Raw genomic sequence first — 14630 nt, 5'->3', positions numbered from 1 at the left:
CATCAGTCCTTTCTCCAATAATGAATTGATACAATATCCCCAAATTTCTTCACATCCGCAAGCACAAATACCTCTTCACTCCCCTTTGGAAAAAGCGGAATCCCACCTCCGAGCACTTTCGGAATAATGGCCACATATAGATCATCAAGCAGCCCATTTGCGAGGCATTCTTTCACGACCTCACCGCCGCCAACGAGCCACACATCGCCTTCTGCAGAAGATTTTGCCCGTTCCAGAACATCAGATATAGCCTCATTTATAAACGTCACATGCTCTGTTTCACCAGCCAGCATCCGTGACAGGACAAAACACGGCTTGCCCGCATATGGAAAGTTATTCGTAAGCTGCAACACTTTTTCGTACGTTTTCCGCCCCATCACAAGCGAGCCAATTTCATCATAAAATGCGCCGTACCCATTATCGCTGCCATCACCCCTCACATCTTCTAGCCAATCGACCGAGCCATCCGCGCACGCGATGTATCCGTCTACACTTATCGCAATATAAAGAACGATTTTTCCCATCCTGATCATCCTTCCTCTGATATAATCAATCCAAAAGGGGATTTAAATGAACAATATTACACCAATTCACATACGAGAACTCGACTCGATCCGAAACCAATTTTCCAATTACTTTGAAGAGCATGCAGATGAAACCGAACTTGATCGCCTGTACCATACGTGGATCCCTCTTCTCAGCACATATGTGACTCATGACTCAATCGAAGCAGCGATCGACGACTGGTATGCACTTATCGAACATCCTTATATATGGTTTCATTATATAGAAGAAATACAGTCGATATCAACGCGTCCAATCGTCAGCGCTACGCTTGAGGCATGGAAATTGCCCTTTGTTTTTGCTGGCATCCGTAAAGAAAATCACACGTATCGAAATTGGTCCAATGGCAGCGAGTGGTCACTATCAGATATAACAGGCGATCACTTCATCGGCATTGCACTGCCGCTTCCGGAAAAAAACCATGCCGTTATCCATCACTATTTTGAGGCAAATGAAGACTTTTTTAATTTACTTGAAGATCATTTTGAGAATAGCCCGCATATGTCCAGACAGCTTTATTTGAATCGCATGTATTTAACGTGTCTGGCACACCTTAGTGACTAACTCCGTGCCCGTTCTGCATTGAGCAGTCCACCAAGTAAAATAACGACAGCCGTTAAATAAAACCAGAGAACGAGGACAATGATTCCAGATAGCTGGCCGTACAATCTTGTATAGCTGACGGCAGCCGCGTAATTTCCGAACAGTAGTGAACCAATCTGCCAGCCAAGCGCTGCAAAAATGGCGCCTGGCAGGACAAGGCGGAGCGTTTGCCGCTCATTCGGAATGATTTTGTAAAAGGCTATGAAAAATAAAATTAAAAATAATGTTCCAATGCCCCATTTAGCGATTGGCCAAATGGTCAACCAGCCGGACCAAGCTTCAATTGTAATGGACTGAGCAGCGATCCATTGCAAAAGACGTTCTGCGAATGGGATGAACAGAGACAGCGGCACTATGATCATGAAGATCACTGTCACGCCAAAATCACGAAGAAGTCCTTTCCAAAAAGGCAAATTCCGTTCAATTCCGCTCACATCATTAAGCGACCGACCTAGTGACTGTACAGCCATTGAAGAAAGCCAGAACGTTGAAAGTAAGCTGAGTGAAAGTACTTGTCCTTTTCCTGTGGACAAAACCGCATTGACGTTTTCTTCAATAAGTGTAAATGACTCACCCGGTGCATATGGCCGTATGAATTCGAGAATTGCTTCTTGATCGACGGGGAAAAAACTGATTAGTGACAGCATAAAAATCATAAATGGAATAGCAGATAAGAGCAGATAATAAGCAGTCTGTGCAGCTTGATCATAAAAGCGCTCTTCAAAAAAACGGGCAATCATTCGTTTTATTACATCCATCTGCTTCACCTCTTCTTATTGATTTTTACCCGTATTCAAGAAGGCCTATACCGACTTTAGCGGGATTCTAATATATATCAGCAGGGTTTAATTGTTATTTATCCCGCCCGTCGCCATGAATCAAAGGCTCAATGGCACAACATTTATTGCTACGCCTTTTTTAGCACGTCCTGTACGACAAAAAAGCCGCTGCAAAATGCAGCAGCTTCTCTCCCTATTACGCCCAAATATCACCTGTTGCACCTTGTGAGATGAAACCGGCGTTTGCTTCATCTGTATCAATGTGCATTTCAAGTGCATAGCTGTCTGATACGCGAATGACGACGTTTCGGAATGACACCGGGCGCTCTCCGCCTACTTCTACAGTCACAATTTGACTATTTTCAACGTTGTATTTCTTCGCGTCTTCTGTCGTCATATGAACGTGTGCTTTTGCAATGATCAAGCCTTCTAACAATTCAATAGAACCGGCAGGACCGGTAATCGTTACTGCTTCTGATCCTTTAATATCGCCTGATTCACGAAGCGGCGGTTTTACACCGAGCTTTACAGCATCTGTCAAGCTGACTTCCACCTGTGTTGCAGGGCGACACGGTCCGAGGACGCGAACGCGTGCAATTTCGCTTTTCTTACCGGCAATTGTCACTGTTTCTTCAGCTGCGTATTGACCCGGCTGCGACAAATCTACGCGTTTCGTTAATTCGTGTCCTGATCCAAATAAAATTTTAAGGTGTTCCTGTGACAAATGCACGTGGCGTGCTGAAACAGCAACAGGAATTGTTCCATGGTTTGTTAAAGTCATCTATCTTCCAGCCTTTCTGTTTAACACTAATTGCATCATGCCTATTTTACATGATTGCACCGGAATAATACGCGTAACATGCTTTTTTCTTCGACTTCTTTTTAACAAATACATGTCTTTCGCTTTTTTCCGATTGCATGACGGTCTTCTATTTTCTTTATATAATCTATTGCAACTGGTACTTTACAAGCTGTATTGCCAACGTCAACGTGTACTTTGCCAATAGCAACTGCTACTTCTTTTGCCCGCTCTGTCAACGGTGCATAATATGCTCCGACACAAATAACAAAATTGTTCATAACGTAGCGTACACGATTCTGTTCTTCATGAATTGTTTCCGCCACCTGCGCTAAGAGCCGCTCCACTTCTTCACCATCAATCTGCTCATCTGGTGCGATCGACAAATAATTGCTATACGTACTCCAGCCAGCAACGACGATCATTTCTTCATCCGCCCGCATCCATTCCCGCGCAAGTTCGATCGCAAAGAGTGATTCAGCCGCAATCTGTGCGACTGTATATTCGCTGATCATATACCAGTAAGCACCGCGCACCCATTCGTTCAGTCGCTCTTTCGTCATCTCTTTCGGCTTGACCGTAAGCCCTGCCAAATACATCGCATCACTATTACCCGAGGCGTATAAGTCATAGACGAGCTGCTGATCCTTTTTCACATCTTTCACACAGTGCTTTTTCAAATCGCCCACTTTAACGCCGAAAAATGGTTCCTTCGCGCCATGCCTCAAAAATGTTTTTTTCGTCTGATCCGTGCCAAGTTGCTCCAGCTTTCCCATTACTTCTTCGTATGTCATTCTCCCGCACCCCTCTTAATCGACACTGTCACTATTTATTCTTCCTTCTTTCTATTAGATTTTACCGAAAGAGCACACCTACTTCAATCACGCGAAGGGCACAGCCAGTGATAAGCAGGGGGTGAATTTCTGGTTTGCAAAGCAAAAGATGTTGCTTTTTCTTTTGCCTTTGGTATAATCATTTAATAGGAACTAATGTTCTAACCTGGGAATGAGGTGAAAAGAATGGCCATCCATAAAGCCTATAAGTTTCGCTTATATCCAAACAAAGAACAGGACGTGCTGATGGCGAAAACTATCGGCTGCTCTCGCTTTGTCTTTAACCGTTTCCTCTCCCTATGGAATGAAACACACGAAAAAACAGGAAAAGGCTTAACGTATCGCGCTTGCTCTTCCCAGCTTCCCGAGTTAAAGAAAGAATTCACTTGGCTGAAAGAAGTGGACGCACATGCGTTGCAGTCCTCCTTAAAACATCTCGCTGATTCGTTTGACCGCTTTTTTAACAAGCAAAATAAGGCGCCGCGCTTTAAAAGCAAGCGAAACAACGTGCAGTCGTACACGACCAATATCGAAAAGAAGAACCAGTCCCCTGACGTAAGCATAGCCGGCCATAAGCTAAAACTGCCGAAGCTCGGCTGGGTTCGGTTTGCCAAAAGCCGTGAAGTGAAAGGACGCATTTTGAGCGCTACTATAAGACGATATCCTTCCGGCAAATACTTTGTCTCTTTGTTGGTTGAAACAGAGGTACAAAAACTGGCTAAAACCAACTCATCTTGCGGCGTTGATGTTGGATTAAAAGACGTTGCGATCCTTTCAGACGGCACTGTCTATAAAAACCTGAAATTCTTCTGCACACTGGAGAAAAAGCTCGCTAAAGAACAGCGTATTCTTGCCCGCCGGAAAGAAGGCGCGATGAAGCGGAAATGTAAGTTAACCGAAGCGAAAAACTATCAAAAACAAAAAGTAAAAGTGGCCTGTATCCATGAGAAAATCGCCAACACACGCGCAGACTACCTGCACAAAGTCAGTACCGAAATCATCAAAAACCACGATGTGATTGGGATCGAAGACTTGCAGGTGTCAAATATGCTCAAAAATCACAAGCTGGCGAAAGCGATCAGCGAAGTGAGCTGGGCTCAATTCCGCGCGATGCTGGAATACAAGGCGAAATGGTACGGCAAGCAGGTCATCGTGGTCGGAAAAACATTTGCATCGAGCCAGCTCTGTTCCAATTGTGGACACCAGCACAAAGACGTGAAGAATCTCGCCATTCGTACATGGGACTGCCCATCGTGTAACACTCATCACGATCGAGATCTGAACGCAAGTACGAATATCAAAAACGAAGCCATTCGACTTCTAACCGCAGGAACGGCGGAGCTCGCCTACTAAATAACCGGCGGATACGCGGGTGATCGTAGGAATCCCCCACTTCAAACAACTCGCAAGAGGGTTAAGTGGAGGGTAGTTCAATCCCCAAATGATACAAAAAATCACCGAAACGGATTCGGTGATCTTTCAAGCGAATTATTATTCGCCAAGGCCTTGCGATTGCATTGTTTCTGCAAGTGCTGCGATTGCTGCGTCAGCATCTGAACCGTTAGCGGCAATTTTTATAGAAGCACCTTTCGGAATTCCAAGAGACATTACGCCCATGATGGATTTCAAGTTCACACTTTTGCTATTGTAATCTAATGTGATATCAGAGCTAAACTTAGAAGCTGTTTGAACAAGAACCGTCGCCGGACGCGCGTGGATACCTGTCTCATCAATAATTGTAAATGTTTTTGTATTCATTTTAATAATCTCCTTTACTGTTCAATTACAAACATTACTCATTATAATGTAATCCATACAGAAGTACACTATTTTTTACCCGAAATCATACATTTTTAACCCTTTTAATTTAAAATTACTGGCGTAACCCTCAATGTGGATATTGTTGTCCTGTTGGCGCTTGTATGTATGAATTCTATCGTATTGTTTCCTCTTCTTAGAAAAAGAACTCGCATGCAAGACTAAAGTTCCCTTCAACACACAAAAACATCCAGCAGTCAGTCTATTTATCGAAGCGGATAATTGATAAACATCTATTTTATCAAATGTATAATACGTCGTGTTGTGCTTCAATAAATTGTGAATATCTCGTTGTCACAACAAAAGAATGTGTGGCCATTTTGCCATTTTCTTTTTTATAAACCCCTTTTAAAAGAGGACCATCCGTAATGCCCGTCGCGGCAAAAAAACAGTCATCCGATTTCACAATATCATTGATTGTTAATACAGCATGCGGATCGGCAAGCCCCATCTTTACGCAGCGCTCCGATTCCTCTTCCGTTTCCGGAATCAATCTGCCTTGAAAATCGCCGCCGAGGCATTTCAATGCCACCGCCGCAATGACCCCTTCCGGTGCGCCACCAGTACCTACAAGGATATCGACGTCTAGTTCATCAATAGCTGTTGCGATTGCTCCAGTAATATCAACATCGGAAAATAATCTCACTTTTGCGCCCACTTCAAATACCTGCTTCATTAAATGATCATGACGGGGACGATCCTGGATCATCACCGTCAATTCGCTCATATCTTTGCCAAGCGCTTTTGCGACGGACTGCATGTTTTCTGTAAGAGATACATTTATATCAATACAGCCTCTTGCTCTCGGTCCGACAGCGATTTTTTCCATGTACATATCCGGTGCATGTAAAAGTGTTCCCTGTTCTGAAACTGCAATAACTGCCAGTGAATTATCCTGTCCTTTCGCTACAAGAGTGGTTCCTTCGACTGGATCAACGGCAATATCCACTTGAGGGCCGTTGCCAGTACCAAGCTTTTCACCAATATACAGCATCGGCGCTTCATCCATTTCTCCTTCACCGATGACGATAACCGCATTCATATTTATACAATTCATTTCATTGCGCATCGCTTCTGTCCCAGCACCATCCGCTTCATTTTTATTCCCCTTTCCAATCCACGGATATACCCCAATCGCTGCCTTTTGTGCCACCGTTAAAAATTCATCTGCCAGTGACTGAATGCATTCTTTTTGTTCAATGTTTAATCGAGACAATGTTTTCGCCCTCCTACTCATTCAATAAAATGAATTTTTATGCATTTATAGTTAATCAACGGTACAATTTATATTAAAAAATCCACCCGCCCGTCAACATTACTTTGACTTCGATGAGCGGGTGAATCTATTTTCATTTATTATCACGCCACTTGAGCGGATTTAATTGTCGTTAAAAATGTATCGAGAATAAGGTAAGCAGATGTAGCACCGGGATCTTTCGTCCCTAGAGAACGTTCTCCAAGACGGCTTGAACGCCCGCGTTTGGAAAGCATTTCTTTCGTTGATTCCATCCCCTGCTCCGCTGCTATAACGGCTTCAGAAAATGCAGCTAAAAAATCATTGGATTTTTCAAAGTTAGTCTGTAAGCTTTCGAGTGTCGGCTGCAATGTGTCGATCATCGTTTTATCGCCGACTTCGGCTTTCCCACGTTCTTTAATTCCTTCAACAAATGCGACCCAGAAATCTTTCAACTCTACATCAGTTAGTTCTGATTTTCCTTGAAATGCTTTAGCGCCTCTCATAAAACCAGTTGCATAAAGAGGTCCTACAGAAGAACCGACAGCGCTAAGAAATGTACGTCCTGTTGTAATGCATATCTTGCCGCAATCCTGTTCGTCTTTCAATTCAGCTTCAAGTTTCTCATTTACAGCTTGCCAGCCAATAGACATTGTGACACCGTGATCGCCATCACCAAGCTTACGATCCAGTTCGCATAAATATTCTTTTTGCTCTTCAATCATCACCACAACGTTCTTCAAAAAGGTTTTTAAATCTTCAGCAGTCATTTTCATCTTGTGTCACTCCTTATTTTTGAACGTACATTGGGCAGTCTGCTGCATGATCCACAAACTCGGCCAATTCTTCGTCTAGTTTCAAAATAGTTACAGAGGCACCGCCCATTTCAAGGGATGTGCTGTAATCCCCAACGTAAGATCGGTGGATTTCAATACCTTTTTCACTTAAGATCTGTTCAACACGTCTGAACATAATGTAAAGCTCCATGCGTGTCGTTGAGCCTAATCCGTTGACTAGAACAGCCACTTTTTCGCCCTTTTCAATCGGCATATCAGCTAAAATGTCATGTACGAGACGATCCACGACTTGATCAGCAGGCTGCAATTCGCCCTTTTCAATTCCAGGTTCACCGTGATGGCCTAGACCGATTTCCATTTCATTTTCTTCAAGTTCAAAGCTTGGTTTTCCTGTTTGTGGAAGCGAACAAGGTGTTAAGCCAACACCCATCGTACGCATATAATCATTTGCTTTCTGCGCAACGCGAACCACGTCGTCTAGATTATAGCCTTTATCCGCTGCAGCACCTGCTGCTTTCGTGACGAAAAATTCGCCAGCGATCCCTCTGCGTTTTTCTTTTTCCTCTTTTGGCGCAGAAGCTACATCATCTGTGACCAACACAGAGCCTACCCGAATACCACTTTCAAGGTCAGCAAGTTCCGCCGCCATTCCAAAGTTCATCACGTCTCCAGCATAGTTTCCATATATATAAATGACGCCTTCTCCCTTGTCGATTACTTTCGTTGCTTCAAGAATTGGATCTGGAGGAGGAGAAGCAAAAATATTTCCGACTGCAACACCGTCTGCCATTCCACTTCCAATATAACCCATAAATGCTGGTTCATGGCCTGAACCGCCACCAATTAAAACGCCTACTTTTCCTTCGCATGTTTCTTTGGCTGTAACGAGTGCCCGTGCATTCTCTTCCAGCTGTCTGACATGTTTAGGATATGCTTTCACATACCCTTCAATCATTTCCTCTACAACAACCGTTGGATTATTAATGAGCTTTTTCATCTCTATACGGTCGCTCCTTTCAAATATTCCTGTTCTTTATCAGTGATTTGCTGTATTTTTCTCGCAGAATTCCCCCCAGGAAATTCAGAATCTAAGTATACTTTTACCACATTTTTAGCTGGTTCAATCCCGATAACTTTTGCACCCATTGTCAAGACTTGTGCATCATTGCTTTTTTGTGCACGCTCCGCTGAATATGTGTCATGGCACAATGCCGCTCGGATACCAGGTACTTTTCCTGCTGCAATCGCCATACCGATTCCTGTTCCACAAACTAAAATTGCTCGGTCGATTTTAGTCTCGTTAATATCATTTGCCACTTGAAACGCAACGCCTGGATAATCGATCTCTGTGCATGAATCTTCAGAACCATAATCGACAACCTCATGTCCTAACTCCTGAATGTACTCTTTCAAACTGTCTTTCATATCATAAGCATTATGATCGGAACCTAATCCTATTTTCATTATATATCGTCCTTTCGTTACTTTCTTCTTTTTTAACTTTTCTATTATTAATTGTATTTTTTCATTTTGTTACGAAAAAGTCAATGTTTACTTTCTTTTATTTTCGATTATTTTTGATTTATGAAAAATAACTAAAAAAAATTGAGAACATCTGTTAACAGACGTTCTCATTATTTCTTTTTTTTCAATGAACAGCTTGTGTTTTTGCAGAAACGCCACCCACTACTTCATCTTTCGGCAATGTAACAAACCTCATGATAAGTGCACTAATTAAGTATAAACCGGAATAAATCCAGAGAATACCTACTGTGCCCACACTGCCAATAAAAAGACCTACAAGCGCTGGACCCACAAATGTACTCAAGCCTGCGCCGAGATTTAAAACTGACATCGCGGCTCCCCGATTTTCAGGAGCAAGTGATGGTATTAGAGCAGAGAGCGGTACGAAAGCGGCAACGCATGCTCCAAAAATTATCGCGGCAATCGTTGTAGCCCAATAGTTTGGTCCCATATACAACGGAATATAATAAAGCGTCATGATGGTGATAGCGCAGCCTACACCACCGAACCACATAACGGTATTTCTCCAGCCCAATTTGTCTCCGACAACGCCCCAAATGAGGTTGAAAATAACATTGCTTGTCCAAAGTGCAGCATAAATTTGCAACCATTCTGTGCGTGTAAAACCGATTTCGATCATATACGCTGGAAGAAAGACAACAAGCCCGTAAGCACCGGCCGTGTTAATCGTTCGAACAATTCCACCAAGTCCAACTTTCGGCCGTTCAAATGCGATCGTAATCCCTTTTGACAGATATTTCATCATTTCTGCTTTTGATTCAAATTTCTTTCGATTACTGCCATCGTCTTTATTTAAAACAATTGCAAGGATCGCCCCAATTGCTACAAAAACCAACGCGCTCCAGAGTGTTTTCATTTCGCCTAAATAAGGCAAAACTAAACTTGAATAATACGCACCGAGAACATTCAATCCAGCAGCGAACGAAACCCAGAACCAACCTACAGCTGTGCCAAGTTTCTCAGCTGGCGCGTAATAAGTAAGCCATACAAGAAAAGCATATGAGAATAAAGGATAACCTAGCCCGCGGAGTGCATACGTCGGAAGCATAATGGCCAAGTTCATCGTCGGAAGACCGACTAGTAAAAAGATCAGTGTTCCAAGAACAAACAAAACAACACCCATCGCCATCGTTTTACGAGGGCCTAAAACTTCAGCAAGTACTCCTGAAAACCACGCTGAGATCGCCACGGCGAAACCGTATGTACTAAAAAGTAAGGCGGATTGTTGAACAGTCAAACCGTTGTCAATTAAATAAGAAGATAGCCAGCCTTGTTCCAGACCGTCCCCAATCATAAACAGCATTACGCCGAAATACCCCATGGCCATTTTAGAGTCCATGCCAAGTTTCCCTAAAAACCCCTGGTTTATATTCATAACCTTCTCCTCCTTTGTTCATCCCATTTTCAGTTAAAAATATAGGTTCCTATAATAATGTAGGAACCTATAGTAAATTCATCGTTTTACAGATTTGGATTAAGTACTACTTTTAATGACTCTGCTCCGTTTTTTACAAGTTGGAAGCCTTTTGCAAATTCTTCGAGCGGCAATTCATGTGTGACGACACCCTCAGTTGGGAGATCACCATTGGCAATCCCTTTAATAACCGGCTCGTAGCAATATGGTCCAAGATGAGAACCAAGTACATCAAGCTCTTTACGGTCACTGATAATACTCCAATCCACTGTAACCGGATCTTTAAACACACTGAATTCAACAAATCGGCCTAATTTTCGAATCATATTTAATCCTTGTTCCACTGATTTTTGAGCACCTGTTGCTTCAATGTAAATGTCACAGCCATAGCCATCAGTTAATTCTTTTACAATCGCATCTACATCGTCTTTTGCCGGATTTAAGACCATATCCGCTCCAAATTGTTTCGCCATCTCAAGACGGTCTTCAAAAAGATCAAGAACGATTAATTTGCCAGGCCCTGACTTTTTGATCGCACCAATCATGCCAAGTCCGAGCGTTCCCGCTCCTGCAAGTACAACAACATCGCCAAGCTGAATTTGTGCGCGCTCTACTGCATGGTAAGAACAAGCATATGGTTCAATTAGGATGGCTTTTTCAATCGGAAGATCTTCTGGTACTTTATAGTTGATGGCTTCTTTTGTAAATTTCATATATTCAGCCATCGCACCGTTTACATTGTTCTGGAAACCATACAAGTCATGTTTTTCACACATCCAGTATTGTCCACGGTTACAGAAGCGGCAGTCCCAGCAAGGAACAATTTGTTCTGAAATAATACGGTCGCCAATTTTAAAATCGCCCTTCACACCTTCACCAAGTGCAACGACATGTCCAATAAACTCATGACCTGGAATCATCGGTGCTTTAATGTAAGCAGGCTGTTTTTCATCTCCCCAAAAGCTTGGTGCTCCATCAAACGCTTTCAAATCTCCGGCGCAAATGCCACATGCTTCAACTTTAACGAGAATTTCACCTTCTCCAATTTGAGGAACAGGCACTTCTTCAAGGCGATAGTCACCAGGCGAATAGGCTACAACCGCTTTCATTGTTGTTGGAATATTTTTAGCATCATTTTGTTGAATAGCTGTTGTATGATTTGTACACATTTTATATCTCTCCTCGGTAAACAGTGTGTTTTCAAGCATAAATCTCGCAATGACAGACAACGCTTACAATTAATCTTATTCATTTTTTGTTTTGTTTTGTTTGCGTTTTAATTGTATTATATTTATTATCGAAACGTCAATATATATTTTTTATTTTTTTCATTTTACTTTCGTTTTCTTTTACTATTAAATGATTTACATTATTGTATTGAAATGATGTATTATAAATAAAAGAAGTAATTTCAAAAAAAAACCCTATTTTTTAAAATACCATGCTTTTTCTGCAATTAAAAGTTTTCTCTATTTCTCATTTAATTGCTTCAATTGTAATCATTTTTTTGTAAGCGGGTTCACTTTGAAAAATAAAATTGACATGCAGGTGATAAAATAATGAAGAAAATGTTTGCGCCGGAAAGGCGAAAAACCATTATGGAAAAATTAACTGATCAGCAGCGTATTACGATTAAAGAACTTTCAAAAGAAATTCAAGTTTCTGAAGCCACGTTGCGTACTGATTTAACGAAAATGGAAGAAGAGGGCCTTCTAACAAGAACGCATGGAGGAGCCATTTTAAATGATCATCACGATACTGAAACAAGCTTTTCCATCAGGGAAAGCAAAAATCGGGTTGAAAAATCAGCTATTGCTAAAAAGGCCACTGAACTGCTTTCGAACGGCCAATGTATTATGCTTGATGCCAGTTCAACCGCTCTTGAATTGGCCCGGGTTTTAAAGGATACACCGATCCGATTGACTGTGGTTACAAGTGGAATTAATACTGCATTGGAATTACATCACCACCCTGATATCACGGTTATTTTATTAGGTGGTATTGTAAAAAGAGGCTCTTATTCACTAGAAGGAAGCCTCGGTGTCAATATTTTAAGCCAAATTCATATCGATATCATGTTCACATCAGCAAACGGTTTTTCACTCGAGTCCGGTTTAACCGACTTCAATGTATATGAAGTGGAATTAAAAAAGGCTATGGTCAACGCTTCTAAAAAAGTTGTAGCATTGCTTGATCACACAAAAATGAATAAACGTTCTATCGCTTCTTTTGCCTCAACAGATTTAATTGATTTAATTATTACGGATGATCAACTACCAGATGGCTATGTGGCAAAACTAAGCGAACATCAAGTGGACATCCTCATTGCTTCCCCTAATTCAAAATAAAAAGCAGCTGGAATAAGATCCGGCTGCTTTTTACTTTACCAAATTGTATAACCGCCAGCCTCATTGTTGATAATTCATTTTCATTCCTTCTTTTAAAGACTTTCAAAACTCGTTAATTTTTTATCGTTTATTTACGATTTATCAAATTTACTTTTAATCAACTCCATTTTTTCTTGAAAATCAATTCAAAAATCAAATAAAAAACCGTCTGAAAAGCCGGGTTTCCCCTACTTTTCAGACGGTTCTTTTTTATATAATTATCTTGCTCCAACTAGCTCGCGTTGCTCAAGATGCAGTGGCGGCACAACAAGCCAGCCTTTTTCTTTATTCAATTTTAAAAACTCGCCGCCAAGCTTCACTTGGGCTGCATGCCACTTCCAAAACATTGCAGCGATATCTTCACGGATGCACTGGGCCATTGCCATGCTGACAGAGGTTAAACCGATTCCTATGTCCCGGGAAATAAATGCAGCAATTTCCGGGTCTTGGAACCGGGCGCCTACTGGAATGTCATTAATATTGGCCTTTGGACGTTCAGGCGGTGCAGGCGGCAGACCAACACCGTTTTCTTTTAGCACTTGCTCAAGAGCGGTTGCTTCCGCTTGCCCAAGTGTGATCGCTTCTTCAATGAGCTTCTTTAAATCTTCGTCACCCGCATGATTTAACAGTGTGCTGTAGCAAGATGCTAAGCTTTTTGCTGAAAGAGCTGCTGCCCATACAGCTGATACCTCGCCGTAATGCATAGGTTCATCTTTTGGGTTCCCACTTAATATGCCCACTTGGATCCCTCCATCAGAAATAGTATTTGTGCTTCTGCACGCAAATAGTATCCCCTCAGTGGGCAAAATTATCTGATTTCCATACATTACATTTTAATAAATAGATGTGACTAGTTTCCCGCCCGTCACACCCGCTACTACATTCTCTGCCCCGAGCTGCGCCATTTTTGTTCTCGTCTCCGCTGTTGCTGATCCAATATGTGGCAGTGTGACGACGTTTGGCATTTGCAGCAACGGATTGTTACGATCTGTGGGCTCTTGTTCAAATACATCAAGACCAGCCGCTAAAATTTCGTTTGATTGGAGTGCTTCAATCAACGCTGCTTCATCGACCACTTTTCCACGGGCTGCATTTACGAAAATAGCTGTTTTTTTCATTTTTTCAAATGCCCGTTTACCAATCATTTTCTCCGTTTGCGGCGTAAGTGGTGTCATGACACAGACAAAATCGGATTGCTCAAGAAGTTCATCCATTGTACAATACGTAGCATTATATGTAGTCTCCGCTTCTTCATTGCGAGAGCGGTTATGGTATATAATATTCATGTCAAAACCGAAATAGGCTCGTTTCGCAAGTGTTGAACCGATACCACCCATACCGATAATACCGAGCGTTTTATGATGGACATCAACACCAAATTGCTGCTGCGAAAAGCCGTGTTCAGACCATCCGCCTGTTTTTACAAATTGATCGAGTTCTGTAATACGCCGCGCGGCTGACAACATAAGAGCCACAATCGTATCGGCCACTGTGTCATTTAACACGTCCGGTGTATTCGTCGCCATAATACCGCGTTCTTTCAATAAAGGAATGTCGAGATTGTCATAACCAACAGACGTATTACAAATAATTTTTAATTTCGGCACTTGATCAAGCAAAGCAGCATCAAATTTCAAACCTGATCCAAGAACGCCTTCCGCTTCTTTCAGCGCCTCAAGAAATACGGGGAACTCCTTTTTATAATCTGGGAAATACTGTACATCACAGGACTCACGGATAAAATCAAGTACCTGTTCACTCATTCGTTTATAGACGACTACTTTCGGTTTCACGTTTTTCACCCTTTTTGTCTCATTTCCCTTATTGTACCACGTTTGTTCATGCTTAGTCCCTGCC

16 protein-coding genes are annotated in these 14630 nt (G+C 42.1%); 3 read left to right on the top strand and 13 right to left on the bottom strand.

Going from position 1 to position 14630, the window contains the following annotated elements; all coding sequences use genetic code 11:
• Nucleotides 1–2: 2 nt before the first annotated feature.
• On the bottom strand, nt 3–524 hold the full coding sequence (locus tag AWH49_RS16335; protein WP_082862914.1) for a dihydrofolate reductase family protein: 522 nt from the start codon (nt 522–524) through the stop codon (nt 3–5).
• Between the two features lie 46 nt (nt 525–570).
• Between AWH49_RS16335 and AWH49_RS16330 the strand changes: the two genes are divergently transcribed.
• Nucleotides 571–1128 (top strand): hypothetical protein, encoded by a 558-nt coding sequence (locus tag AWH49_RS16330; protein ID WP_063966581.1) that lies wholly within the window; start codon nt 571–573, stop codon nt 1126–1128.
• On the opposite strand, the gene AWH49_RS16325 is transcribed toward AWH49_RS16330, so the two are convergent.
• From AWH49_RS16325 to AWH49_RS16315, 3 genes are all read right to left on the bottom strand, one after another.
• Entirely contained in the window at nt 1125–1925 is an 801-nt protein-coding gene (locus tag AWH49_RS16325) for a YihY/virulence factor BrkB family protein (RefSeq protein WP_063966580.1), read from the bottom strand. The two genes, AWH49_RS16330 and AWH49_RS16325, sit on opposite strands and share 4 nt — an antisense overlap.
• A 217-nt stretch (nt 1926–2142) precedes the next feature.
• Entirely contained in the window at nt 2143–2727 is a 585-nt protein-coding gene (gene pduL, locus AWH49_RS16320) for a phosphate propanoyltransferase (RefSeq protein WP_063966579.1), read from the bottom strand.
• A 101-nt stretch (nt 2728–2828) separates the two neighbouring features.
• Nucleotides 2829–3539: a DNA alkylation repair protein gene (locus AWH49_RS16315; RefSeq protein WP_063966578.1), complete on the bottom strand. Its 711-nt coding sequence runs from the start codon at nt 3537–3539 to the stop codon at nt 2829–2831.
• A gap of 225 nt (nt 3540–3764) precedes the next feature.
• On the opposite strand from AWH49_RS16315, the gene tnpB reads away from it, so the two are divergent.
• Nucleotides 3765–4931 carry an IS200/IS605 family element RNA-guided endonuclease TnpB gene (gene tnpB, locus AWH49_RS16310; protein ID WP_063966577.1) on the top strand — a complete coding sequence of 389 codons (1167 nt, stop codon included), beginning with the start codon at nt 3765–3767 and terminating at the stop codon, nt 4929–4931.
• Between the two features lie 138 nt (nt 4932–5069).
• Here tnpB and AWH49_RS16305 read toward each other — a convergent pair whose 3' ends face one another.
• From AWH49_RS16305 to AWH49_RS16275, 7 genes are all read right to left on the bottom strand, one after another.
• Entirely contained in the window at nt 5070–5336 is a 267-nt protein-coding gene (locus tag AWH49_RS16305) for a phosphocarrier protein HPr (RefSeq protein WP_063966576.1), read from the bottom strand.
• Nucleotides 5337–5637: 301 nt separating this feature from the next.
• The gene (glpX, locus tag AWH49_RS16300) at nt 5638–6612 is read right to left on the bottom strand and encodes a class II fructose-bisphosphatase (RefSeq protein WP_082862913.1); all 975 of its coding nucleotides are present in this window, start codon (nt 6610–6612) and stop codon (nt 5638–5640) included.
• A 143-nt stretch (nt 6613–6755) separates the two neighbouring features.
• Nucleotides 6756–7406, bottom strand: a complete 651-nt coding sequence (gene dhaL / locus AWH49_RS16295; protein ID WP_018394955.1) for a dihydroxyacetone kinase subunit DhaL — start codon at nt 7404–7406, stop codon at nt 6756–6758.
• Between the two features lie 13 nt (nt 7407–7419).
• Complete coding sequence (locus tag AWH49_RS16290; RefSeq protein WP_063966574.1) at nt 7420–8424, bottom strand: dihydroxyacetone kinase subunit DhaK; 1005 nt, start codon at nt 8422–8424, stop codon at nt 7420–7422.
• Nucleotides 8425–8426: 2 nt separating this feature from the next.
• Nucleotides 8427–8891 (bottom strand): ribose 5-phosphate isomerase B, encoded by a 465-nt coding sequence (gene rpiB / locus AWH49_RS16285; RefSeq protein WP_018394957.1) that lies wholly within the window; start codon nt 8889–8891, stop codon nt 8427–8429.
• A 184-nt stretch (nt 8892–9075) separates the two neighbouring features.
• The gene (locus tag AWH49_RS16280; RefSeq protein ID WP_018394958.1) at nt 9076–10347 is read right to left on the bottom strand and encodes an MFS transporter; all 1272 of its coding nucleotides are present in this window, start codon (nt 10345–10347) and stop codon (nt 9076–9078) included.
• Between the two features lie 86 nt (nt 10348–10433).
• Nucleotides 10434–11555, bottom strand: coding sequence for an erythritol/L-threitol dehydrogenase (locus AWH49_RS16275; RefSeq protein ID WP_018394959.1), 1122 nt, complete (start codon nt 11553–11555; stop codon nt 10434–10436).
• 390 nt (nt 11556–11945) lie between these two features.
• On the opposite strand from AWH49_RS16275, the gene AWH49_RS16270 reads away from it, so the two are divergent.
• Nucleotides 11946–12734: a DeoR family transcriptional regulator gene (locus AWH49_RS16270; RefSeq protein WP_018394960.1), complete on the top strand. Its 789-nt coding sequence runs from the start codon at nt 11946–11948 to the stop codon at nt 12732–12734.
• Between the two features lie 257 nt (nt 12735–12991).
• Here AWH49_RS16270 and AWH49_RS16265 read toward each other — a convergent pair whose 3' ends face one another.
• Both AWH49_RS16265 and AWH49_RS16260 read right to left on the bottom strand, forming a co-directional pair.
• Nucleotides 12992–13513, bottom strand: coding sequence for a DUF3231 family protein (locus AWH49_RS16265; RefSeq protein ID WP_063966573.1), 522 nt, complete (start codon nt 13511–13513; stop codon nt 12992–12994).
• A gap of 93 nt (nt 13514–13606) precedes the next feature.
• Nucleotides 13607–14566, bottom strand: coding sequence for a 2-hydroxyacid dehydrogenase (locus AWH49_RS16260; protein ID WP_094777194.1), 960 nt, complete (start codon nt 14564–14566; stop codon nt 13607–13609).
• Nucleotides 14567–14630: the final 64 nt, after the last annotated feature.

The organism is Domibacillus aminovorans (assembly GCF_001643235.1).
Taxonomy (GTDB): Bacteria; Bacillota; Bacilli; order Bacillales; family Domibacillaceae; genus Domibacillus; species Domibacillus aminovorans.
This window is presented reverse-complemented; position numbering and strand designations above follow the sequence as displayed.

Coding starts and splice junctions, on each gene's coding strand:
- AWH49_RS16335 (WP_082862914.1), bottom strand. CDS start 524: ATGGGAAAAATCGTTCTTTATATTGCGATAAGTGTAGACGGATACATC.
- AWH49_RS16330 (WP_063966581.1), top strand. CDS start 571: ATGAACAATATTACACCAATTCACATACGAGAACTCGACTCGATCCGA.
- AWH49_RS16325 (WP_063966580.1), bottom strand. CDS start 1,925: ATGGATGTAATAAAACGAATGATTGCCCGTTTTTTTGAAGAGCGCTTT.
- pduL (WP_063966579.1), bottom strand. CDS start 2,727: ATGACTTTAACAAACCATGGAACAATTCCTGTTGCTGTTTCAGCACGC.
- AWH49_RS16315 (WP_063966578.1), bottom strand. CDS start 3,539: ATGACATACGAAGAAGTAATGGGAAAGCTGGAGCAACTTGGCACGGAT.
- tnpB (WP_063966577.1), top strand. CDS start 3,765: ATGGCCATCCATAAAGCCTATAAGTTTCGCTTATATCCAAACAAAGAA.
- AWH49_RS16305 (WP_063966576.1), bottom strand. CDS start 5,336: ATGAATACAAAAACATTTACAATTATTGATGAGACAGGTATCCACGCG.
- dhaL (WP_018394955.1), bottom strand. CDS start 7,406: ATGAAAATGACTGCTGAAGATTTAAAAACCTTTTTGAAGAACGTTGTG.
- AWH49_RS16290 (WP_063966574.1), bottom strand. CDS start 8,424: ATGAAAAAGCTCATTAATAATCCAACGGTTGTTGTAGAGGAAATGATT.
- rpiB (WP_018394957.1), bottom strand. CDS start 8,891: ATGAAAATAGGATTAGGTTCCGATCATAATGCTTATGATATGAAAGAC.
- AWH49_RS16280 (WP_018394958.1), bottom strand. CDS start 10,347: ATGAATATAAACCAGGGGTTTTTAGGGAAACTTGGCATGGACTCTAAA.
- AWH49_RS16275 (WP_018394959.1), bottom strand. CDS start 11,555: ATGTGTACAAATCATACAACAGCTATTCAACAAAATGATGCTAAAAAT.
- AWH49_RS16270 (WP_018394960.1), top strand. CDS start 11,946: ATGAAGAAAATGTTTGCGCCGGAAAGGCGAAAAACCATTATGGAAAAA.